The sequence below is a fragment of the Rhodococcus sp. APC 3903 genome (genome assembly GCF_030407755.1).
Taxonomy (GTDB): domain Bacteria; phylum Actinomycetota; class Actinomycetes; order Mycobacteriales; family Mycobacteriaceae; genus Rhodococcus_F; species Rhodococcus_F erythropolis.
The window spans coordinates 324,807-344,846 of record NZ_JASDCV010000004.1; the positions used below are offsets into that span (position 1 = coordinate 324,807).

Sequence of the window (20,040 nt, forward strand, 5' to 3'; positions counted from 1 at the left end):
CACAGTTCGATCCTCTTCACGAATCAGGAGAAAATCGTTGGACGACAATGAATTCCCGCAGCACAACATGACGGAGAACCGATATCCCGTCGACGAGGCGACAGTTCAGGCCCAGGCCGAATGGATGGCGGGCCAGGGCGGTTCGCTCACCAGTCGAACCGGACGCAAACTCTCCGAACGAGTTTCGCGGCGATCCATGATCAGTCGGATCGGCAAGTGGACCATGGGTGTGTCAGGAGTGGCGCTGATCAGCACACTTCCTGTGACACGTAGTGCCTTCGCCCAGGAACCCGAGGTTCCTGCGCCGGCACCTGGCCCCGAACCTCTTGTCCCTGTCTACGACGGTAAAGATCCGGCCGAGTGCGAGTACTGGCGCTGGTGCAACATGGACGGAACGTCCTGTGCCGCATGCAACGGCGGTGGTGTCACCACCTGCGCCCCTGGCAGCAAGCCCGGCGCAGAGTTCTGGGTCGGATGCTGCACCAACCCTGATACCGGCAAGACCTATCTGATCGCCTACTACGACTGCTGCGGTGCGCCTTCGTGTTCCAACGCATTCTGCGGCGAACCGGACATGCAGGCAGTGATGTACAACCCGGTCTCCGGAAGCTACGACCAGGAAATCATCTGGTGTGTCTCCGACGAGTCTCAGGCATACACCTGCACGATGGCGCCCATCATCGGTGAGGACTGCCAGACTCGACCGGCCGAGCGCCCCAAGGTCGGTGCCGGATCATGAGCAGTCCGCGAACCCGAAAACTGGCGCGACCCGCCGTTGCCGTCATCCCACTCACCGTCGTACTCGCGCTGGCCGGTTGCAGTTCGTCCGACAACGACGAACCTTCCAGCGCAGTCGATGTCACCTATCCGACAGTTCCGTTCACTGCTCCGGGCGAGGGGATCTCCCTCGGTCACGACGACCAGGAAATCGGCGATACCATTCCCGAGCCGTTGCACGTCGGTTCGATCACCCCGATCGCAGCTGACCGCTTGCTGGGCGTCGAAGGTGGATTCGGCCAGCTCGAGCTCAGCGTCAACGTCATCGATCCGAAAACCGGTGTGGCCGAGAGCCGAATCACCGTCGGCCCGGGTATCTGGGATCCGGTCATTCACGGATTCGTCGGGGATTCCGCCGAGGATCCTGCGGTGCTCGCTGCCGAGGTGTGGCGCCCCCGAGGTTCCCGCGGCGCAGCAGATTTCACGGTCAGCACCTACTCCGGAAACCTGCTGGAACCAGCCGAGGTCATGCTTCCGGACGTCGCACGCGTACATTCCCGTCCCGGCTCGAACGCCGTGACGTCCGACGGCAAGTTCTTCGTCACGTGGGACGACGGTTTGTACGGAATCAGAGTGGTCGACCTCGAGAAGAAGGAAGCGACCGGTGCACTCCAGATAGTCGGCTGCGGTCCGTTCACGTGGATGGTCGATCACGAGCTGTACAGCGTCTGCGAGGACACCCGGGAACTGCTGCACGTCACGATCGGTGACGACGGTGTTCCGAAGGAAACCGCCCGAAGCAAGGTCCTACCCGAGGATTTTGTCTCCACCCGCAAGGTCACGTGGGCATCGGAAGCGAATAAAGCCTTGCTGGTCAGTGAGAACGGCGATGTGTACGTCTTCGACTTCTCCAACGGACTGCCTCAGGAAGGTGTCAAGCCGATCGGAAACGCCGGGCAGGACTCCGGTCGATTCTCGGAGAACGTCATCAATGCCGACGCAACCCGGCTCGCAATCGCGTACACGGACACGGCTATTCATCCGGACTCTGCTCGGGGAGGCTCACTGGTCAAGATCGACTTGTCCGACGCAACGACCTTCGCCCCGGTGAAGAGCTTGACGCTGGCAGACCTCGGCTTGACAGACATCAAGAGCATGACCTTTTCCGTCGACGGCGCCACGTTCTACGTGCTCGGTTCGGGACCTGAGGTCGAAGGCTCCGCTCCGCAGAAGATCGTGGGTTACAACGCGAGCACCGGCGAGCAGGTCAGTTCCGTCGATGTCTCGGGCAACGTCGGTGATGTCAGCGGGTTGATCACACCAGAAGTACTCCGATGAGTCGTCCCGGATCCGGTGTGGTGATGGGCCGGCGCCGCTTCCTGAGTTTGGGAGCACTCGGCGCCGGAGCACTCGGGCTCGGCGCAATGGGGACAATTGCCGGATGCAGTTCCACTGCAGCATCTCCGACGCCCACAACCGATCTCGACTACATTCTGCCCACCGGCCCCGAAGTTGCCGCCGCAGAATCGGCGCGAGCCTGGAACGGGACCACCGCTGCGTTTGCCCTTGCCGCCGGATTCTCGACGGTAGATCTTGGCGGACGCCTCGTGGACACGTGGACGTACGGAGGCGCTGCGGTGGCTCCGGAACTTCGACTGAAGTCCGGTGACCGGGTGAACGTCAGCGTCCAGAACGGCCTCGATGCCGAAACAACACTGCACTGGCACGGAATTCGAATCCGCAACGACATGGACGGCGCGGCACCCACCACGCAGGCCCCCATCGGCGCCGGTTCGAGTTTCGAGTACAACTTCATCGCACCGGATCCGGGAACGTACTGGTACCACTCGCACAGCGGATTACAAGCCGATCGGGGGCTCTTCGGCGCCATGATCGTCGAGGATCCGAACGACATCACCGGGGCCGACGCCGATGCCGTTCTGGTGCTCGACGACTGGCTCGACGGATTGGGTACCACACCGGATTCCGTCCTGATGGCCCTGAACCCGGCAATTTCGGGCGGGCACGGCGGACACGGCGGTGGGGCAACGACTCCGGCGGAACACTCGGAAGCCGACATGTCCGTCGCGCAACAGTTGGTGAGCGGTGGACACGGTTCTTCCGAACCACTCGGCGGGATGACTCAACACATCGCGTATCCACTGCACTTGATCAACGGGCGGCCACCCAACGATCCTGCTGTCGTCACTGCAGCGCCCGGTTCGACCCTTCGACTGCGAATCATCAACGCAGCGGCCGAAACTCCGTACCGGTTTGCTGTGGCCGGTCACGAGATGACAATCGTCGCTACCGATGGCTACGACGTGGAACCAACTCCCGCCGACACCATCATCGTCGGAATGGCCCAACGCTACGACGTACTGGTGACGGTGAAGTCGGGAACATGGCCGGTGGTGGCGAAGGTCGAGGGCCGAGATGGTTATGCGTCGACCGTCCTACGCAGCACCGACGCGTTGGCGCTGGCGAATCCGGATGTGGGCGGAAACCTCTCGGAACTGGCCGGCCGACTGGTCATCGAAAGCGAACTCCGGCCCACGGAATCCGCACGGCTCGAGACGAAGTCGCCTGATCGCGACTACCACATCGAATTGATCCAGGCCGGCGATCGGTACGTCTGGGGAATGGCGGGAGCCGATGCGGGCAAGCTCGTCATGAAACAGGGCGAACGGGTCCGGATCACGATGAAGAACACGTCCACGATGTGGCACCCCATGCACACCCACGGCCACACGTTTGCGGTACCGGATTACGGCGGACTTCGCCGCGACACCGTCAACGTCCTACCCGGCACCGAGCTTGCCATCGAGTTCGACGCCGACAATCCCGGCGAGTGGATGTTCCACTGCCACAACGCCTACCACTTCGAGGCCGGCATGACGGCAAATCTGCGTTACGTCCGCTGACAAGTCGAAGAATGGAGAGAACACCTCATGAAGAAACTCGTTCCCGCTTTCCTGGCCGCGTGCGCTGCCCTGAGCCTCACCGCCTGCAGTAGTGATGCCGGTGCGTCGTCGGACGAACCTGCAGTCGTGATCGAGGTGAAGAACATGGCGTACACACCGGCATCGGTCACCATCGAGAAGGGACAGACCGTCGAATGGAAGTTCGACGACAGCGGACTCCCCCACGACGTGGTCGGCAACGGTGATCTCGACGGGAAACTGAAGAGCGAGTTGCTCACCGAGGGAACCTTCTCGTACACGTTCGACGACGCCGGCACCTTCACCTACCACTGCACGCCCCATCCGATGATGGTGGGCACCGTGATCGTTCAATAGTGAGGAGGTGGATCGTCGGCTTCGGCCTCGCTGTCGCGGCGACGTGTGTCCCAGCTTGCGGCACAGAAGATCCCGTCCCCGACGTGGTGGTCGAGATCAGCAATGTTCAGTTCAGCCCGATGGACGTCACCGTGGAACACGGCGGCACCGTCGAGTGGCGCTTCGACGACGGTGGACTCCTGCATCATGTGGAATCACCCGGCCTGTTCGACAGTGGTATCACCGGAGACGGAACGTTCCGGCACACGTTCGAGAGCGTCGGCGTCTACGAGTATTCGTGCTCCGTCCACCCGTACATGATCGGCGTCATCACAGTGCTGTGAAACCTGGCTCATCACTTTTCGCTGCGACTTCGGCTCAACACTTTTCCTGAACCACAAACACTTCGGAGGATCTGATGACTACTGTTCTCTCACACGGCCCACTGCAGACCGATGTCCCTGACATCCGGCCGACCCTTCAAGGCTCGGTCGGCACCGCGACCCGTGTCAGCCTCGTCGCGGCGGGCGCCGCTGCGGGTGCCGGCCTCGCACTCGTGGCCACGCCATCTGCGACAACAGCTTTGACCACAGCTGTTATCGGCGCCGGACTGGTTACGTCGCTGGCTGCGAACTGGTCGACCTGCGGAATGTCCGTCGCCGGAGTTGTTGCCGCGCCGAAGCAGGTAGATCGGAAGGGATCCTCGACTCCCGTCCGCCGACTCGGCTGGCACGCTCTGGGTTCGGTCACGACGGGAGCCGTCACCGGGGCATTGATCGGCGCTCTCGGTGCGGCGATGTCCGGGTACGTCCCGATCAGCTGGGCACTGGGCATCTGGGCCGTCGTCGCGGTTGCGTACGGGCTGCACGAGTTGGGTGCAGTGAGGATGCCGACTCTGATGCGGCGCCAACAGCTTCCGCGCCATCTGCGCCGCACAATGGCGCCCTGGAAGGTCTCGCTGATCTTCGGCGCGATCATCGGTCCGGGATTTCTGATCTTCATCCGCTCGAGTGCGTACTACCTCCTGGCACTCGGCGTCATGGCTTCGGGTTCACCGACTCTCGGGGCGGCGCTGTTCACGGTCGTATCCCTTGGCCGCTGCATGCCCAGCCTCGCGGCAATCGTGCACACCAAGCGTGGTGGCTCGATGCCGGGATTCCTCTCGATCATGTGCGTCGTGGACCGTCGCGTGCAGAGCGTCACCGGCGCGTCATTGATCGCACTGGGAGCATTCGCCGCCGCAGCACTGATCTGACTGTCGAGCTAGCACCCTTCACCTCGAGTGAACACACGCTCCGACTCTCCGGAGCGTGTGTTCACTCGACAGAAACCGTGCGCACTCACCCCGCGTCAGGGAATCGACAGCGCCACCTGGACCGAGTCCTCCGACGGCGACGTCACCTTTGCGTCCCGACTCCAGAGCATGTCCAGCGCTGCCTTGGGCTTGGCAAGAACCCACTCCCGCGCGGCGTTCTTGATCAGCGTCGGAGTTGCGCACCCGCAATCGCTGTTCACACCGTCTGCGTCGATGCCGACGTCTCGGCACAACGCAACAGCGCGGGGCACGTGATACCCCTGAGTGACGATCAACGCCTCGGTTACCCCATACGTATGTATGGCCCGAAAGCAGGTGTCATAGGTGTCGAGGCCGTACGGATCCCCCACGATGCGACGCTCATCTATTCCCTGCTCCACCAGGTAGTTCGTCATCGCCGCGATCTCGTCACCCGAGCCGCCGTTCGCGTCGCCGGAGACCAGGACCGCTTTAGCCTTTCCCGCTTCCACCAGTTCGACTGCTGCGTCCAGCCGCCCTTTCAGGAAAGCCATCGGCTTACCGTCCTTGATCTGCGCGCCCAGCACGATCACAACCGGAGCGTCGGGAGCATCGGCGGCGTCTGACGTATGTCCGGCCGACGCCACGGAGATCCACACGATCGAGCCCGCGTAGACAACTGCTCCGAGCACCGCAATGCCTGCGACCCAACGAGGCCACCTGCGCTTGCGCGGCGGTTTCACTGGATCTGCAGCAGCTTCGTCCATTCGTCGATCAAACCACACGGTTTGCTCATGGCTCGAGTGCTCGGTCGATCCTCCATCCCTCCGCGCCACTGCGCTCGGCCCACAGACCCGAGTACTTTCCACCTCGCGCGATCAGGTCTTCGTGGGAACCGACCTCCTCCACCCCTCCGGCTTCGAGGTAGACGATGCGATCTGCTCCCTGAATAGTCGACAGGCGATGAGCGATGATCACCACCGTTCGACCACGGGCCAATCGGTGAATTGCCTCGGTGATGGCGACTTCGTTCTCTCCGTCGAGGGCGGAGGTCGCTTCATCGAGAAGAACAATCGGAGTGTCCTTGAGGAATGCCCGCGCAATCGAGACCCGCTGACGTTCACCGCCGGACAGCAGTGATCCGCCTTCACCTACCCTGGTCTCCTCACCGCTCGGCAAACGGTCGATCACTTCGCCTAGCCTGGAATCCACCACTGCTTGACGGACCTCCGACTCGGTGGCATCCGGTCTCGCCAACCGAACGTTCTCCAGGATGGTTCCGTCGAACAGGTAAACCTGCTGTGAGACAGTCGATATCCGAGACATCAATGCTCTCGTTCCGATGTCGCGAACATCGGCTCCCCCGATGGATACCGCACCTTCGTCGACGTCCCAGAATCTGGAGATCAGCCGAACCAGAGTTGTCTTTCCGGAACCGGAAGGACCGACCAGAGCAGTGACCGAGCAGTCCGGGAATTCGAGGCTCACGTTACGAATCACGCGATCCGGGCCGTAGCCGAAGGAGACCGAATCGAACCGAATATCATACGAGGTAGGCTCTTTCGGCACCTCAGGCTCCGCCAGCACCGGTACATCGATCATCTCTCGGACAGATCCGAGCGACACCCGGGCCAGTGAGATACCTTCACCGAATCCTGCGAGCATTTGCATCGGCTCCACAAACCTCACGGCCAACACGAGAACAACGATCACGCTTGCTGTGTCGATGGACCCGGTGGTGACCAGCAGTGCCGCCAGAACCAGGACGGTGAGAAAGGCAACCTGAACGACGATCATGAAGCGCAGCAGATACTTGTCGACCGATCCGATTTCCTGCAGGTGTGCGTCCCGGTTGGACACAAGAGCTTCGTCCAACCGAGTCCAGCCTTCGCCACTCTTACCGGCCGAACGTAGAACTTGCTGCGCCTGTGCATATTCGACGACGCGCGATGCCAACTCGGATTCGCTCTTGCCGATCGCCTCGTATTCGGGAACAACCGCCCGTTGCACGTTGCGGTAAGCCCGAATCCCCAGTGGAACGAAGACGACCATCGCGAGAGACAGTCGCCAGTCCACAAACAAGACAGCGATCGCCACTGTCGCTGGAGTCACCGTGACGGTGACGAGTTGCGCGATGATCATTCCCGGGATGCTCATCAAGATAGCCGTGCCCTCGGTGACCAGGCGAGTGAACGCCCCACGGTTTGCCTTGCTGAACCACCCGAGCGGAACCTGCACCAAGTGCTCACCGAGGCGATGCATGATTCCACCGGCAAAACCCTCGATTCCGATGCGGTACGCCCGATTCTCGGCGATCCACCGTACGGCGCCACAGGCCACCGCCACGAGAGCAGCCGTGACAACCCACGGAACTGCGGCGTCGTAATCGCCGCGAACCACCGCTTTCAGGATCGGAATCATCAGTGCAAAGACGACACCCTCGAGTATCCCGGCGAGCGTGAAACCTGCTATCTGACCTCGCATCCCATTGTCGCGCCCGAGGATTTCGTCCAGGTCTCGAATCATTGCAGCGCCTTTCGCGGAGATGCGTCTTCCACGAGGGGGTTCTGGAGCGCCCACATCCGCGCGTAGGTTCCGCCGAGCGCCGACAACTGTTCGTGCGTACCTTTTTCCACGATCCGTCCGGCGTCGAGAACGAGTATCTGATCGGCGTATCGGACGGTGTGCAGTCGATGAGCGATCACCATCAGGGTGCCGCCGTCTGCACTGATCTCGCCCAGTGCGCGTTGAACGGCCGATTCACTGTGGGGATCGGCCTGCGAAGTCGCCTCGTCCAGGATGACGATCGGCGGGTTCTGAAGGATGGCGCGGGCGATCGTCAGGCGTTGCTTCTCCCCACCCGACAGCTCACCGCCCGAACCACCACCGATCTCGGTGTCATACCCGTCCGGCAGTCGCATGATCACGTCGTGAATCTGCGCCCGCCTCGCCGCTGTCTCCACTTCCAGATCCGTTGCATCCGGTCGACCGAGCCGAATATTCTCGCGCACGCTGTCCCGCAGGAGCACAACATCTTGGAAGACGATGGCCATCGATCTCAAGACTTCACGACTGGACTGATCTCGTAAATCGCTTCCGCCCAGTCGAATAGACCCGTCCGTCACGTCCCAGAACCGCGGAAGTAGACGCGCCAAAGTGGTCTTGCCGGAGCCGGAGGGGCCAACGATCGCGGTCACGGTGCCCGGTTGCATCTCGAAGGAGATGTTCTCGAGGACGCGCTGCCCAGTGGTGTATTCGAAGCCGACGCTGTCGAATTCGACCAAAGTGCTGCGAGCAGGCACTGCATCCTGAGGTTCGGCCAGCTCTGGTTCGCCGAGGATGCTCTCGACGTGAGTCGCTCCCAGTTGGCCTTCGCGGTAGAGGTTGGCCATCGTTCCCATGTGCAGAACCGACGACGGAACACCGATTCCGACGACCAGAAAGGCAACTAGAGCTACCGGGGTAATCCAACCCCCGGACAACATTGCGGTTCCCGTCGCCGTGATGACCACGATGAGTACCGCCGGTGAGAGGAGGATCGACATCGCGACCACCGGCCTTCCCATCCCCGACATCCATCGCACGCACACCGCAACCATCGAATCGACAGCGCTCGAGTAGCGCGCGAATGCGCGACTCCCACTCCCGTACGTCTTGACGACCTCGATACCGTCGCCCAGTTCTACTGTCGCAGAGGTCAATGTCGACATTGCAAGATTCCAGGAGTCGACGTTCGTTCGATAGGCTCTGCGCATCGACGGCGCGGCAAGAGCGAGACACACTCCGATGTAGCCGACCAGGACCAGGCTGAACTTCCAGTCCATCGCCACCAGATAGATCAGGGCCACTATCGGCGACAGGATCGCGGGTACCACGTCGGCGGGAAGGTGAGCGACGAGAAGATGCATCCGCTTCACGTCGTCGGTCATCGCCTGCTTCACTTCACCGGTGCCACCATTTGCAAACCACCCCAGAGGAACTCGGGACAGATGCCGAGCGATACGCGAGCGGATCGAGTATTTGAAATGCGCGTCGGCGGTGTGGCACACGGTCAGCGCTGCGTTGTAGACGACAAAACCGAGAATTGTGCCCGCTGCACCGATTGCGGCCCACAGCCAGACCAGGTTCAACGACGAGTCGGTCAGGAGCACCCGCGCGATCTCGACCACCGAAACGTAGGGCAGGAATCGTAGCGGCACCGACAGCGCCGACAAACCCGCACCCAGGAGCAGGCGATTTCTCACGGGAGCGATCATGCGACCCAAAGCGTCTCGGTCGACCAGACCAGGCGAGTCTTCGAAGGCCACAGTCTCCTTCACTGTCATCGAGTTACTCACTCTTCGACGATGATCGTGCCGGTCATGTTCGGATGTGGTGTGCACGTGTAGGTGAACGTTCCGGCTTTGTCGAAGGTCTGACTGTAGGTTCCGCTTCCTTGGAGATCGCTCTTGATCCCCAGCTCGGCGAACACGACATCGTGCGGCATTCCCTGGTCCTCGAAAATCCACGTGACCGTCTGTCCTGTGTGCACAGTGACGGAGTTCGGTGAGTACGCAAGGTTCTTCACCGAGATCTCGACCGGCGCGTGCTCGGTGGAACCCTGTGATTCACCTCCGCACGACGTCAGCGTGAACACCGCTGCAACAGCGATCAATGTGGTCAACCCGGCGCGAACTGACATTCTGCTCTCCTCATCGAACGTAGTGGAGGTCGGCAGTCATCCCGGCCTCGAAGTGGTACGCGTTGTGACAGTGGAACATCCACCGTCCTGGATTGTCGGCGTCGAAGTCGATCGCCAATTGTGCACGCGGAAGTACGATCACGGTGTCTCGGCGAAGCCCGCCGTACGAGGGAACCGAGAAGGTGTGCCCGTGGGTGTGCATCGGATGCCACATATCGGTGTTGTTGTTCATGACGATTCGTATTCGCTCGCCCTGCTTCATGATCAACCGACCCACATCGGTGCCCGCCATTCCCCAGACGTATCGATCCCCGGCCTGGATGAGATCAACCGAATACTCACGATCCGGCACCCGCTGTTCCCACGCGCCCGACGGTCGAAGCGTCGGTTCCAGAACGAGTCGGCCGCCGGACCCTGACAGCACTGCAGGGGAAGTCAGGTCGACGCTCGCTACCGAATCCGGTGTCCGAAGCAGGCACGCGGCGCCACCTGGCTTCCCTTCCACCTTCGCGGCGATAGGCCACGAACCGGACTGCACCGTCACCAATACGTCGTATCGCTGCGCGGGTGCGATCAGAATCTCGTCTCCGGCTGTGTAGGCGATGTCCTGCCCGTCAGCACTGACAACGGTCAACTCGTGCCCGGCGACCGAGAAACGGTACGGAGTCTCCGCCCCGGCATTGATCACACGCAATCGAAGCCGTGTTCCGGCCGCTGCACTGACGACGAAGGGATCTTCCACAGGCCGTCCGTTGATCAGGTGCAGTGGATACGTGATGTGCGTTGCCATTCCACCGAGCGCCTCGGAATTACCGTGACCGCTGGCGAGAAATTCTGCGGCAGAATCAATCTCTGCATCATCGACTTCCGGTGGAGCTCCGCCGTGCCCATGGTGTCCTCCCTGCACGTCCGGTGACAATGCGCGAAGCACTGCATCCGGGGTTGTTCCCAGCCCGTCGAGCCAGTCGTCGATCACGATGACGACGTCCTCGTCGGCTCCGGTCCGGTCGTTCGGGTCCTCGACCACTAGTGCACCGAATAGCCCTCGATCGGCCTGCAATCCTGAATGGGAGTGGTACCAATATGTTCCGTGATCCGGGGCCACGAAGTCGTAGGTGAACTCGGCACCTGGTCGGATTCGTTCCTGGGTGACCGGTGGGACACCGTCCATGTCGTTGCGGATCGCAATGCCGTGCCAGTGCACCGAGGTCTCCGCCGGAAGGTCGTTCTGCAACCGAACGTTGAGCCGGTCTCCCTTGTAGATTCGAATCTCCGGACCCACCGCTTCTGCACCGTACGACCATGTGTCCACCCCTCTGGCGCCCAGACTCACCCGAGCCGGTGCAGCTGTCAGATTCCGTTGGACTGTGTGCCCGCTACGAAATCTCGCCTGTTCGGCAGCACGAACTTCGTCGTCGAACGGTGAAATCTCAGAACTGGTTTCGTTCGCCGAGCCACGGCTGCACGCACTCAGTGCCACAGAACCCAAAGCCGCAGAACCCACAGCCGCGGAGCCAAGAGTCACCGCTCCCCATCGCAGAGCCAGGCGCCGACTCAACGCACTCGAACTCATGCCGTCAGCGCCGTGAATTCCTGATAGCGCGTCGCGGCAACAGCTTCGGTTCCGGTGCCGGTCAGATTGCCGGCAGCCATGGCATCCATGTCCTCGATCATCCAGAAAGTGGCGAAGGGATGAGTGGCGAGCCACATGTCTCCGTTGACCTTGGCCACTCGGTTCTCCTGCACCGCTGAAAGACTCGAGAACCCGGGAACACCGGCAACCTTGCCGAACTCGTACACGCCCTCGTCGAACACGGCTACGATCCGAGCATCCTGCGCCGGGATTGCCTCGTCGGACAGGGGCGCATACGGCAGTCCTCCAGCGGCATTCGCTCGCTGGGATTCCGGACGCCCGAAGCCGCTCTCCGCCAACAGCAACGACGGCGGCGCCTGCTCGGTGGTGGTGGCAAGGATTCCAGAACTGCTCATCAACACCGACACGGTGTTCGCTTCACCACCGGACCGAGCAGAGACGTCAGCGATCTTGCCTTCCAAAGCGACAGTCAACTTGTCGGCAACCGACTGACGATCAAAAGCGCGTCCGAAGAAGGCAAGATTCTCACGCCACGGAGTTGTGACGGCCGGGACCGGCACTGTGGGGACGGTCGACGCGAGGGAGTCGTAGTAGCTCCGATCGCCCATCGACGTGAAGATGACCAGTCCAGGATCCTGGGCGAGGACCTGCTCGATCGGGGGTGCACCGAGCGGCGGCACCGTGACCACCTCGGTACCCGCTGACGCCAAGATGTCCTGGCCGATCTCCGATCCCCACGACGTGAAGACCACGTCAGGGGTGATGCCGACGGCAAGGAGACCGAGTGCGGCGTATTCGTCGAGGGAAACAATTCGCCCGAGGTCGCCCGGAACCGACGTCTCACCGAATTCGTGGGACACAACACGCGTTCCCTCGGCAGGTTCCGTCGTCGGTCCCGCCTCACTCGAGCTACAGGCGGCCGCAGTCAGGGCAACGACACTGACCAGCAGCGAAGCACCCAGCCTCGATAGGTAACCGGGTCGCGTTTTCAACTTCATGGTGTCCTTCAGCTTCGAATAATCGGGGGTTCGCTACAAATCGGAGCACTGCTCGGATTTGGCAAGTAAACCTCACCTAAGTTCATCCGTCAATCGGTTGCGTCGACTACGCGACCCGATCCGACGCCGCTAAGCTCGGTCGGACCATGACTGCGCCATCACCTGACAAGAAGTCCGCCGCGAAATCACAGCGCCGCCGGAGTTACAACACCGGGATCACTGCGGACGCCGTGCTGACCGTGGCGCTCGGGCTCAGTCGCGAGCACGGAGTCGAGGGCTGGTCGCTGCGGCAGCTGCTCAGCGAACTCGATACGTCGTTCTCCGTCGTCTATCGACTCGTCGGAGATCGGGACGCGCTCTCGGCTGCGGTGGTCGACAGTGCGGTGTCGGCCGTGAACGTGCCATCCGCACAAGAAGATTGGCGTCAATGGCTGACGCATCTACTCTTGCAGATGCGAGAGGCCTTGATCGAGTGTCCAGGCGCGGCACAGTGGCTGCTGATGAACGGAGTTGCCACCCAGCGCAGCCGGGAACTCGTGGAGGCCGGATTGGCTTCACTGACCGCCGCCGGGTTCGGGGAAGAAGCCGCTCAGGCTTACACCGTCGCCTTCACTTCGACAACCACACTGATTGCCATGAACGACGCCAGGCGCATTCCCAGCGGACAGCCTTCACCCGATCACAGCGCGATGCTGGAACGCCTGAGCAACGACGGACCCTCAGATCCCCGTTCATCGATGGAGACACTGATCGGGAAATTTGCCGGTCCACCGGATGCTGCGGAAGCAACACGGGCAGAACACTATCGCTACACACTCGACCGTGTCCTCGACGGTCTAGAGGCGCGACTGGACGCAATCAAAGAGTCACAGAAATGACCGCGGGGTCGCTGTCGCACTTGTGCGACAGCGACCCCGCGGATGATCTGGATTCTCGGTATGCCTAGCGGAACAGGTTCGCGACGAACGGAATCGTGTCGGCCTGCGATTCGACCAAAGCGCCGCTGTGATCGGTGTTGTAGGTCTTGAACGTGACCGGTTCACCGTTGGCGACCAACGCTGCAACCAGCGAAAGTGCAGACGGTGCAGGGACATCCACGTCAAGCAGGCCCTGGCCGATAAAGATAGGGCGGTCGTATCCACTGGTCGGTACACCCATGTAATCGTTCAGCAGACCCTGGAAGTTCGGGATCTGACTGAGCGGGCGGGAGAAGATGTCACCGAGGACCAGATCCTTGGATGCCTCGTCCAGATCTGCGGCGCAGAGCTTTTCGGCCGAGTCGACCTTTTCCCTCCCCAAGTCGTTCAGGTAGGAATTCAAGTCGATCTCGGGGTGCGCTTCCCGCAAGCCCGCGAGGATGTAGAGCGCGTACGACGTCAACCCGCCGCCGAGGGCGATGGGAGGGAAGCCCGGACCGGCAGGCAGGAGGGTCAACTCGATGTTGGCCGGCACTCCGGTACCCACGCCACCGCGGTAGTCGAGCGAATCCCCTCCGTACTCGGTTGCGTAGCGGGCCGTCGTGATGGCCGCACCGCCGCCCTGCGACTGTCCGACCACTGCCCAACGATTCGAGATGGAGGAGTCGATGACCCGGGCCGCCTTGACCGAGTCGACTACGCTGTGCGCCTCCACCTTTCCGTCGAGGTACGGCATCAGCCCTGGTGTACCCAGACCGACGTAGTCGGTGGCGACGACGGCGTAGCCCTCCGAGAGCCAGCGCCCCAGGTACGGGTAGTCACGTTCGGGCAGGCCGGGACCGACCAGCGAAGGGGCACAGGAATCGTCGAGTCCGGTGGTGCCGTGCGCCCAGGCGATGACGGGCCAACCACCTTCCGGTGCCGGGCCGGCCGGGACGTAGTACGCGCCACTGCTCAGCGCGGGCCCGCCGTTGGAACCGATGGTCCAGTACGTGAATCGCTTGGCGTCGGCGGTACCCGGAATCCACAGATCCTTCGGTAGCGGCTCACTCGACACCACAGTGCCGGTGGCTTGCGACGCGCTCGGCGCCTGCGCGGACGCGATGGGCGCAGCAACGGCGGAGCCGATCGTTGCAGCACAGAGGGCTGCGATGGATATACGGGCAAACGACTTCGACTGGAATTTCACGTCTGACGACTCCGGTTCGTGCGGTGGGCGACCTCGTTGGACGTTATCGTAGATTTTGTTTAACCGATCGGTCAAGCAAAATCTTGCAGCTTTGCGACACGTACATGTCGAGATCCCGGCCCCGACTCCGACCCAGTATCGAACCGGCACGAAGAAACAGTAGGAGGATGTGTCCATGGCACACGTACAGCGTTTCGACCACATCGGCATCACCGTCGCGGACCTCGAATCAGCGACGGCGTTCTTCGTCGGTCTGGGTCTCGAGGTGGAGGGCACCGGATCCGTGGAGGGCGAGTTCGTGGAAACCGTCTGCGGTATCCCTGGAGCAAAGTGTGAAATCGCCATGCTGCGCCCTCCGGGCGAAGGGTCACGGCTCGAGCTCTCGTCCTTCGTCACGCCCGACCACGTACCCGGATCGCCTGCTCCGATGGCCAACGAGATCGGTCTGCGCAACGTGTCTTTCGAGGTGGGCGATCTCCAGGCGGCGGTCGACGCGGTGGCTGCGGATGGTTACGGGCTCATCGGCGGGATCGGCGAGTACGAGAACAGCGTGCGCATGGCCTACGTGCGTGGGCCGGAAGGGATCATTGTGTCCCTGTTCGAGCAGATCGCCTGAAGCGTCACGGCAATCGGACCGTCAGATCGCCTTCCACGAGCTGACCAGAGCGCCCATCGCGGCCGCGAATTCGGCAAACGCCGCGTCGATTCTGACGCGGTCACCGGTCGTCACGAGATCGAGCGTCAACCCCCGAATCTGCGCCAACACGATCGTCGCGTAGCGATCAGCGCGATCGGGCGGACATCCATGCGCGAGCGCAGCTTCCGTCAAACCACCCAACCAGTCCCCCACCACATGATCGAGAAACTCGCGATACCGCTCCGGATGCAACAACGCCTGTCCGTAGATCTCGAACATCAAGCGAAAGTTCGGCAACGATTCCGCTGATGTGCGCCTATTCCAGTAACTCGTCAACATCTCGACGATGTCGGTCCCGGAAGAGATGTCGAGAGAAGAGCTGTCTCGCAGGGTGGCGACTACTTCAGTGAGTAGTTGTTCCTTCGAACCGAAATGGTGGATGAGTGTCGCATGGCTGATCCCCAGGTCCTTGGCCAACGGCCGCATGGACAGTTCACCGACGCCGTTCGCCGTGACATACGCGGTTACCTGCGCGAGCAATTCGGCACGGCGATGCTGGTAACGCAGTTTCCGGCCGTCGATCGGCGTGCTGTCCTCCACCTGCAGGAGCCTACGCAGTACCGGAAACAGAGCAGTACCGGAAACACAGCAGTACCGGAAGCACAGCAGTACCGGAAGCACAGCAATAACGGTTACACGGTGACGTGGTGGCGATCCGATCGACTGATCGTGACAGCGGCGACGACGATACCGATCACCACGCCGATGAGAGTGTCTGCGACGCGAGCCACTGCCGCTTCGGTCCCGATCGGGGCACTGAAACCGATGAGAAGCAGTGCCATCGGAGTGACGGCGAGTGACGTCAGCGCATAGTTCTTGATGACGAGCAGCTCCGCAGCAGTCTGCAGAATCACGATCACGGCAACGGCTTGCCAGTAGCCGAGTGTCAAAGCGATGAGCCCAGCGGCCACGACGGCGCCACCGACATTTCCCACCAACCGCTGAATCCCGCGCTGGACGGTCTGCTTGTAGTTCAGTCCCTGCATCGCGGCGATGGCACCCATCGACGCCCACAGCGGATGCTCCAACCCGGCTCCTGCCGCGAGCCAACCGGCCAGAGCCGAGGCCGCCACGATGCGGAGAGCATTCATCCGCACCGGGCGCGAATACAGTCGGCGCAATCCTTCGAGAAAATAGCCCTCGGGGGCGGCAAGCGTGGGCGCCGGCGCGAGGTCGTGTTCGATCATGCTGGAGCGCTTGAGCTTCCGAAGTTCCTTCTCGTGCTGAGCAATACTCCGGATCAAAGTCGCGTCGCCGTGCAACTGCCATTGCTGTACTGCCGCTTCTGCTTCGTCGAGCACTGCCACCAGTTCGCGTCCGTGATCGACGGTCCACTTGATCCGACCGCTCGACGCAATGACCAAGCGGGCGTTGGCAATCGATCCGAGCGCCGGTTCCACTCCGCCTGTGCCGGACTGTTCGAGACGCCCCACCGCGGAGACTGCACGAGCCACGGCCAGGCGCGCAGGGCCCATCGGCAAGACGAGCGCCGGGAGCATCGCGGCCACCCAACCGACCACAACTCCGAGCGCACCGGCAGTCACCAGCCTCGCCAGATCATCGACACTGGAGGCATATCCGGCTGCACCGGTCGCCGCGAAGACGAGGATGACGGGCCCTGGTCCGGTGATCCGGAAGCCCGACATGAAGCAGTACGACGCACCGGCCAGCAACGACAGGATGCCGATCTGCAACCACATCGGAACGCCCACAACACCCATTGCGCTGCCGAAAGCGATGGAAACCACCAATGCGGCACCGACCATCGCCAGCTTGCCCGCCAACCGGGGATACGGCTCGTACCTACCGAACGCGGCGCACAGCGCACCCAAGGCCGCGAAGCCGGCCAACTCCCGATGCCCGAGCAGTCCGCCGACCACGAGGACTACGGCGGTGGCGAGCCCGACCCTGATCGCGGGGGCGATGGTCGCGTCGGCGGATCCGACGCGAAAAGCCGCTCGCCACGTCGCCCCGGAGACCGTATGTGCAATGGCCTCACTCGAATGAGTGAGACGGCTGGGCGTCCTGGCTGCGGTTTCGGTTCGGGTCACCGACTCAGCATACATTTATTTCACCAGTAAATTACTTGTGAAGTAATGTGAATTCTGTCGCTAAGATGGGGCCATGGGTGCGACTGACAGATCCGAAGACGACTTCATCGACAAAGTCCGTCGCGAATGGAAGCGCGCCTACCCGGAGTTCGACACCGCCCCCGTCGAAGTGATGGGCCGGATCGCCCGCATCAACGCGCAGTCTCTTCACCAGCTCGACCGCGCCCTGGCGTCCAGCGGGGTCTCTCGCGCCGAATTCGACGTGATGAGTGCACTCGCTCGCAGTGACCGTCCCCTGCGAGCGAGCGAAGTCACCGCCGTCACGATGGTCAGCGGCGCCGCCACCACAAAACACGCGGACCGTCTGGCCAAGCTGGGCTTTGTCGAGCGTCAGCGTTTCGAACACGACGGACGGGTGGTTCTGCTTCAACTCACCGATGCCGGTCGCGCATTGGTCGAGGCAGAGTTTCCCCGACGCGTCGAGCGAGACCGTCAAGTACTGACCGGACTCGACGAGGACGAACGCGCCCAGTTGACGGCACTGCTCAAACGAATCTCACGCAACATCGACTCGGGGATCTGGGACTGACCTACTTCGGCAGCGGTACGTTCTGCAATCGCACCTGACCGCGCGCCACCTCTTTGCCCGATTCCGGATCGGTGATGACCACCGACCACAACTGCTGAACGCGTCCCTGCTGTATCGGCACAGCCACGACGTCCACGCGCCCACCCGTACGCGCCCGCAGGAAATCCGTTCCGTTGTGGACGCCGACGGCGAATTCGCCGCGATCTGCCACTGCAGTGCTGGCTCCGATACTCGCGGCCGACTCGACGGCGGTCGTGTAGACACCGCCGTGGACTACACCCCACGGAGTGTGATGCGCCTCGGACAGATCGATGTGCCCGACGACCTTCGTGCCGGACACCTCGTCCAGTTGCAATCCGGCAGCGCTGACAAATCCGCTTGCTGCCTCGAGATTCAATTCCGTCATGACGACCCCTCATCTGCTCCGTTGGATTTCTCGACCTACCTTCCGCCCTCGAATACATGCCGTCAAGTGCTAAGTTGGAATTCCCAACTAACTTCTCCAACTAACAGGGGCTCAGAGATGACGGCGACAAAAGGACGCAACTGCTCCATCGCCAACGCCTTGGAGGTCGTCGGCGAGAAGTGGTCACTGTTGGTGCTCCGAGAAATCGTTCTCGGGCAACGACGGTTCGACGAGATCGCCGCGGGCACGGGTGCGAGCCGCGACATCCTCGCCGCGCGTCTGCGCACCCTTGTCGATGCCGACGTCCTCACGAAGCGTCGCTACGAAGACCATCCACCGCGCTACGAATACGTCGCCACCGAATCAGGGAAGGCGCTCTATCCCATTCTGATGGCACTCATGGAATGGGGAGATACCTTTGCGACGACGGGTCCGCCGCCTACCGTCGTCGAGCATCGTTGCGGTGAGATCCTGCACGCCCAAGTTGTGTGCGCACACTGCAAAGAACCGCTGGCCGCCAGAGATGCGCACGTAGTCGAACTCTCGCCACCTGCTCGATAGCGTCAGCGTCCGGGCGGAAACCCGCCTGTTGCGATCGGGCCCCAGGAGTCGACGGTGACGCGGATCAGACTCTTGCCCTGCTTGCGCATGGCTTCGCGGTACTCGTCCCAGTCGGGATGATCACCGGCGATGGATCGGTAGTAGTCGACCAACGGTTCCACCGAGTCCGGGAGGTCGATCAACTCCGCGGTTCCGTTCACCTGGACGTACGGACCGTTCCACTCGTCGGAGTGGATACACAGAGACACCGCCGGGGTGCGGCGAACGTTCGCGGCCTTGGCCCGTTCCGGGTACGTGGAGATGACGATCCGGCCCTCGTCGTCGACCCCGCACGTCACCGGAGAGATCTGCAACTCGCCGGATTTCTTCACCGTGACGAACGTGGCCCGATGGCGCGGCCTGATGAACTCGAGGAGTTCGGCAAACGAAACACGATCTGCGCTGGCGATCTTGGACATGACCTCAGCCTAATTCGATTTACGAGCTGACGCTCAGGGCATCTCGATGGTCTGAGCACGTGCGATTTCGTCGATTGCACGAATGATGTACGCGCTCTGAGCTTTCTTCACTCCGGTCGACAAACTCCCGATGACCAGAACCGCCGAACGCAGGTACGCGCCGTGCCCGATGCGGAACGAATCGTCCTCCAGATCCGAAATCCCGAGCGCCCCGGTGTAGACCGCAGCGAGCGCCTGCACGTCCAGATCCGGCAGCCACACGATTGTGGACTTGGCGCAGGCAGTCAGCGCATCCTGCACGTCCTCGCTGGACAAGCCGTCCGGATGCGTGTCCTCGAGCAATTCGCGCACGATCGCCGCGTGAACCGAGCTGACCTGCTCGAACGAGAGCCCGCGCAGTTCCTCGACAGCCACGAGCAGTCCGTCACGATTTGCCGCCCGCACCGCGGCGAGTGCGTCGGCCGTGGCATCAGCGATGTCACGGGCGACCTTCGGCCAATGCGTCGGCCAGCTCTGTTCTGGCGTCCGCTGTTCCGGCGTCCGCTGGTCTGGCGTCCGCTGTTCTGGCGTCATCGTGGTATCTCCTCGGTCCTCGCGTTCATGCGGAAGCCTTCCACATCCCACCGACAGG

At 62.1% G+C, this 20,040-nt stretch carries 22 protein-coding genes; 10 read left to right on the plus strand and 12 right to left on the minus strand.

The window, feature by feature from the left end; translation table 11 throughout:
* The first annotated feature begins 67 nt into the window (after nucleotides 1–67).
* From QMA15_RS08315 to QMA15_RS08340, 6 genes are all read left to right on the plus strand, one after another.
* Nucleotides 68–739, plus strand: a complete 672-nt coding sequence (locus tag QMA15_RS08315) for a methylamine dehydrogenase light chain (protein WP_029256402.1) — start codon at nucleotides 68–70, stop codon at nucleotides 737–739.
* Nucleotides 736–2,055: a hypothetical protein gene (locus QMA15_RS08320; protein WP_290283874.1), complete on the plus strand. Its 1,320-nt coding sequence runs from the start codon at nucleotides 736–738 to the stop codon at nucleotides 2,053–2,055. The genes QMA15_RS08315 and QMA15_RS08320 overlap by 4 nt, the downstream gene beginning before the upstream one ends.
* Nucleotides 2,052–3,641, plus strand: coding sequence for a multicopper oxidase family protein (locus QMA15_RS08325; protein WP_290283876.1), 1,590 nt, complete (start codon nucleotides 2,052–2,054; stop codon nucleotides 3,639–3,641). Before QMA15_RS08320 ends, QMA15_RS08325 begins: the two co-directional genes overlap by 4 nt.
* Nucleotides 3,642–3,668: 27 nt before the next feature.
* Nucleotides 3,669–4,016 (plus strand): plastocyanin/azurin family copper-binding protein, encoded by a 348-nt coding sequence (locus QMA15_RS08330; protein ID WP_003940240.1) that lies wholly within the window; start codon nucleotides 3,669–3,671, stop codon nucleotides 4,014–4,016.
* Nucleotides 4,016–4,339 (plus strand): cupredoxin domain-containing protein, encoded by a 324-nt coding sequence (locus QMA15_RS08335; protein ID WP_019745578.1) that lies wholly within the window; start codon nucleotides 4,016–4,018, stop codon nucleotides 4,337–4,339. Before QMA15_RS08330 ends, QMA15_RS08335 begins: the two co-directional genes overlap by 1 nt.
* Before the next feature lie 74 nt (nucleotides 4,340–4,413).
* Nucleotides 4,414–5,250, plus strand: coding sequence for a methylamine utilization protein (locus QMA15_RS08340; protein ID WP_290283880.1), 837 nt, complete (start codon nucleotides 4,414–4,416; stop codon nucleotides 5,248–5,250).
* 95 nt (nucleotides 5,251–5,345) lie between these two features.
* On the opposite strand, the gene QMA15_RS08345 is transcribed toward QMA15_RS08340, so the two are convergent.
* The 6 genes from QMA15_RS08345 to QMA15_RS08370 are packed head-to-tail and all read right to left on the minus strand — an operon-like array spanning nucleotide 5,346 to nucleotide 12,541.
* On the minus strand, nucleotides 5,346–6,035 hold the full coding sequence (locus QMA15_RS08345) for a YdcF family protein (protein ID WP_047889045.1): 690 nt from the start codon (nucleotides 6,033–6,035) through the stop codon (nucleotides 5,346–5,348).
* A 25-nt stretch (nucleotides 6,036–6,060) separates the two neighbouring features.
* Entirely contained in the window at nucleotides 6,061–7,794 is a 1,734-nt protein-coding gene (locus tag QMA15_RS08350) for an ABC transporter ATP-binding protein (RefSeq protein WP_020909347.1), read from the minus strand.
* Complete coding sequence (locus tag QMA15_RS08355; protein WP_223257910.1) at nucleotides 7,791–9,605, minus strand: ABC transporter ATP-binding protein; 1,815 nt, start codon at nucleotides 9,603–9,605, stop codon at nucleotides 7,791–7,793. The genes QMA15_RS08350 and QMA15_RS08355 overlap by 4 nt, the downstream gene beginning before the upstream one ends.
* Entirely contained in the window at nucleotides 9,602–9,949 is a 348-nt protein-coding gene (locus QMA15_RS08360; protein WP_047889044.1) for a plastocyanin/azurin family copper-binding protein, read from the minus strand. Before QMA15_RS08360 ends, QMA15_RS08355 begins: the two co-directional genes overlap by 4 nt.
* Before the next feature lie 10 nt (nucleotides 9,950–9,959).
* A complete protein-coding gene (locus QMA15_RS08365; protein WP_047889043.1) occupies nucleotides 9,960–11,522 on the minus strand; it encodes a multicopper oxidase family protein in 1,563 nt (520 codons plus the stop codon).
* Complete coding sequence (locus QMA15_RS08370; protein ID WP_041815331.1) at nucleotides 11,519–12,541, minus strand: ABC transporter substrate-binding protein; 1,023 nt, start codon at nucleotides 12,539–12,541, stop codon at nucleotides 11,519–11,521. The genes QMA15_RS08365 and QMA15_RS08370 overlap by 4 nt, the downstream gene beginning before the upstream one ends.
* Nucleotides 12,542–12,687: 146 nt before the next feature.
* Here QMA15_RS08370 and QMA15_RS08375 point away from each other — a divergent pair, with 146 nt between their 5' ends.
* Nucleotides 12,688–13,419: a TetR family transcriptional regulator gene (locus QMA15_RS08375; RefSeq protein WP_290283890.1), complete on the plus strand. Its 732-nt coding sequence runs from the start codon at nucleotides 12,688–12,690 to the stop codon at nucleotides 13,417–13,419.
* A gap of 64 nt (nucleotides 13,420–13,483) precedes the next feature.
* Here QMA15_RS08375 and QMA15_RS08380 read toward each other — a convergent pair whose 3' ends face one another.
* Complete coding sequence (locus QMA15_RS08380) at nucleotides 13,484–14,647, minus strand: lipase family protein (RefSeq protein ID WP_007729711.1); 1,164 nt, start codon at nucleotides 14,645–14,647, stop codon at nucleotides 13,484–13,486.
* Between the two features lie 175 nt (nucleotides 14,648–14,822).
* Between QMA15_RS08380 and QMA15_RS08385 the strand changes: the two genes are divergently transcribed.
* On the plus strand, nucleotides 14,823–15,263 hold the full coding sequence (locus QMA15_RS08385) for a VOC family protein (protein WP_029256408.1): 441 nt from the start codon (nucleotides 14,823–14,825) through the stop codon (nucleotides 15,261–15,263).
* A gap of 21 nt (nucleotides 15,264–15,284) precedes the next feature.
* Here the strand turns inward: QMA15_RS08385 and QMA15_RS08390 are convergent, their stop codons facing one another.
* Entirely contained in the window at nucleotides 15,285–15,884 is a 600-nt protein-coding gene (locus QMA15_RS08390; RefSeq protein ID WP_029256409.1) for a TetR/AcrR family transcriptional regulator, read from the minus strand.
* A gap of 92 nt (nucleotides 15,885–15,976) precedes the next feature.
* On the minus strand, nucleotides 15,977–17,410 hold the full coding sequence (locus QMA15_RS08395; protein WP_047889041.1) for an FUSC family protein: 1,434 nt from the start codon (nucleotides 17,408–17,410) through the stop codon (nucleotides 15,977–15,979).
* A 58-nt stretch (nucleotides 17,411–17,468) separates the two neighbouring features.
* Here QMA15_RS08395 and QMA15_RS08400 point away from each other — a divergent pair, with 58 nt between their 5' ends.
* Entirely contained in the window at nucleotides 17,469–17,984 is a 516-nt protein-coding gene (locus QMA15_RS08400) for a MarR family transcriptional regulator (RefSeq protein ID WP_019745590.1), read from the plus strand.
* 1 nt (nucleotide 17,985) lies between these two features.
* Here the strand turns inward: QMA15_RS08400 and QMA15_RS08405 are convergent, their stop codons facing one another.
* Nucleotides 17,986–18,390 carry a PaaI family thioesterase gene (locus tag QMA15_RS08405; RefSeq protein ID WP_019745591.1) on the minus strand — a complete coding sequence of 135 codons (405 nt, stop codon included), beginning with the start codon at nucleotides 18,388–18,390 and terminating at the stop codon, nucleotides 17,986–17,988.
* Between the two features lie 117 nt (nucleotides 18,391–18,507).
* Here QMA15_RS08405 and QMA15_RS08410 point away from each other — a divergent pair, with 117 nt between their 5' ends.
* Nucleotides 18,508–18,951 carry a helix-turn-helix domain-containing protein gene (locus QMA15_RS08410; RefSeq protein WP_084325423.1) on the plus strand — a complete coding sequence of 148 codons (444 nt, stop codon included), beginning with the start codon at nucleotides 18,508–18,510 and terminating at the stop codon, nucleotides 18,949–18,951.
* A gap of 2 nt (nucleotides 18,952–18,953) precedes the next feature.
* Here the strand turns inward: QMA15_RS08410 and QMA15_RS08415 are convergent, their stop codons facing one another.
* On the minus strand, nucleotides 18,954–19,409 hold the full coding sequence (locus QMA15_RS08415; RefSeq protein WP_007729721.1) for a PPOX class F420-dependent oxidoreductase: 456 nt from the start codon (nucleotides 19,407–19,409) through the stop codon (nucleotides 18,954–18,956).
* 33 nt (nucleotides 19,410–19,442) lie between these two features.
* Nucleotides 19,443–19,982, minus strand: a complete 540-nt coding sequence (locus tag QMA15_RS08420; protein WP_290283902.1) for a hypothetical protein — start codon at nucleotides 19,980–19,982, stop codon at nucleotides 19,443–19,445.
* Nucleotides 19,983–20,040: the final 58 nt, after the last annotated feature.

Excerpts from the sequence above, each read along its gene's own strand:
- QMA15_RS08405 (WP_019745591.1), bottom strand. The coding sequence starts at position 18,390 with ATGACGGAATTGAATCTCGAGGCAGCAAGCGGATTTGTCAGCGCTGCC.
- QMA15_RS08360 (WP_047889044.1), bottom strand. The coding sequence starts at position 9,949 with ATGTCAGTTCGCGCCGGGTTGACCACATTGATCGCTGTTGCAGCGGTG.
- QMA15_RS08345 (WP_047889045.1), bottom strand. The coding sequence starts at position 6,035 with ATGGACGAAGCTGCTGCAGATCCAGTGAAACCGCCGCGCAAGCGCAGG.
- QMA15_RS08420 (WP_290283902.1), bottom strand. The coding sequence starts at position 19,982 with ATGACGCCAGAACAGCGGACGCCAGACCAGCGGACGCCGGAACAGCGG.
- QMA15_RS08340 (WP_290283880.1), top strand. The coding sequence starts at position 4,414 with ATGACTACTGTTCTCTCACACGGCCCACTGCAGACCGATGTCCCTGAC.
- QMA15_RS08410 (WP_084325423.1), top strand. The coding sequence starts at position 18,508 with ATGACGGCGACAAAAGGACGCAACTGCTCCATCGCCAACGCCTTGGAG.
- QMA15_RS08375 (WP_290283890.1), top strand. The coding sequence starts at position 12,688 with ATGACTGCGCCATCACCTGACAAGAAGTCCGCCGCGAAATCACAGCGC.
- QMA15_RS08325 (WP_290283876.1), top strand. The coding sequence starts at position 2,052 with ATGAGTCGTCCCGGATCCGGTGTGGTGATGGGCCGGCGCCGCTTCCTG.
- QMA15_RS08395 (WP_047889041.1), bottom strand. The coding sequence starts at position 17,410 with ATGTATGCTGAGTCGGTGACCCGAACCGAAACCGCAGCCAGGACGCCC.
- QMA15_RS08315 (WP_029256402.1), top strand. The coding sequence starts at position 68 with ATGACGGAGAACCGATATCCCGTCGACGAGGCGACAGTTCAGGCCCAG.
- QMA15_RS08400 (WP_019745590.1), top strand. The coding sequence starts at position 17,469 with ATGGGTGCGACTGACAGATCCGAAGACGACTTCATCGACAAAGTCCGT.
- QMA15_RS08320 (WP_290283874.1), top strand. The coding sequence starts at position 736 with ATGAGCAGTCCGCGAACCCGAAAACTGGCGCGACCCGCCGTTGCCGTC.
- QMA15_RS08415 (WP_007729721.1), bottom strand. The coding sequence starts at position 19,409 with ATGTCCAAGATCGCCAGCGCAGATCGTGTTTCGTTTGCCGAACTCCTC.
- QMA15_RS08370 (WP_041815331.1), bottom strand. The coding sequence starts at position 12,541 with ATGAAGTTGAAAACGCGACCCGGTTACCTATCGAGGCTGGGTGCTTCG.
- QMA15_RS08330 (WP_003940240.1), top strand. The coding sequence starts at position 3,669 with ATGAAGAAACTCGTTCCCGCTTTCCTGGCCGCGTGCGCTGCCCTGAGC.
- QMA15_RS08350 (WP_020909347.1), bottom strand. The coding sequence starts at position 7,794 with ATGATTCGAGACCTGGACGAAATCCTCGGGCGCGACAATGGGATGCGA.
- QMA15_RS08365 (WP_047889043.1), bottom strand. The coding sequence starts at position 11,522 with ATGAGTTCGAGTGCGTTGAGTCGGCGCCTGGCTCTGCGATGGGGAGCG.
- QMA15_RS08385 (WP_029256408.1), top strand. The coding sequence starts at position 14,823 with ATGGCACACGTACAGCGTTTCGACCACATCGGCATCACCGTCGCGGAC.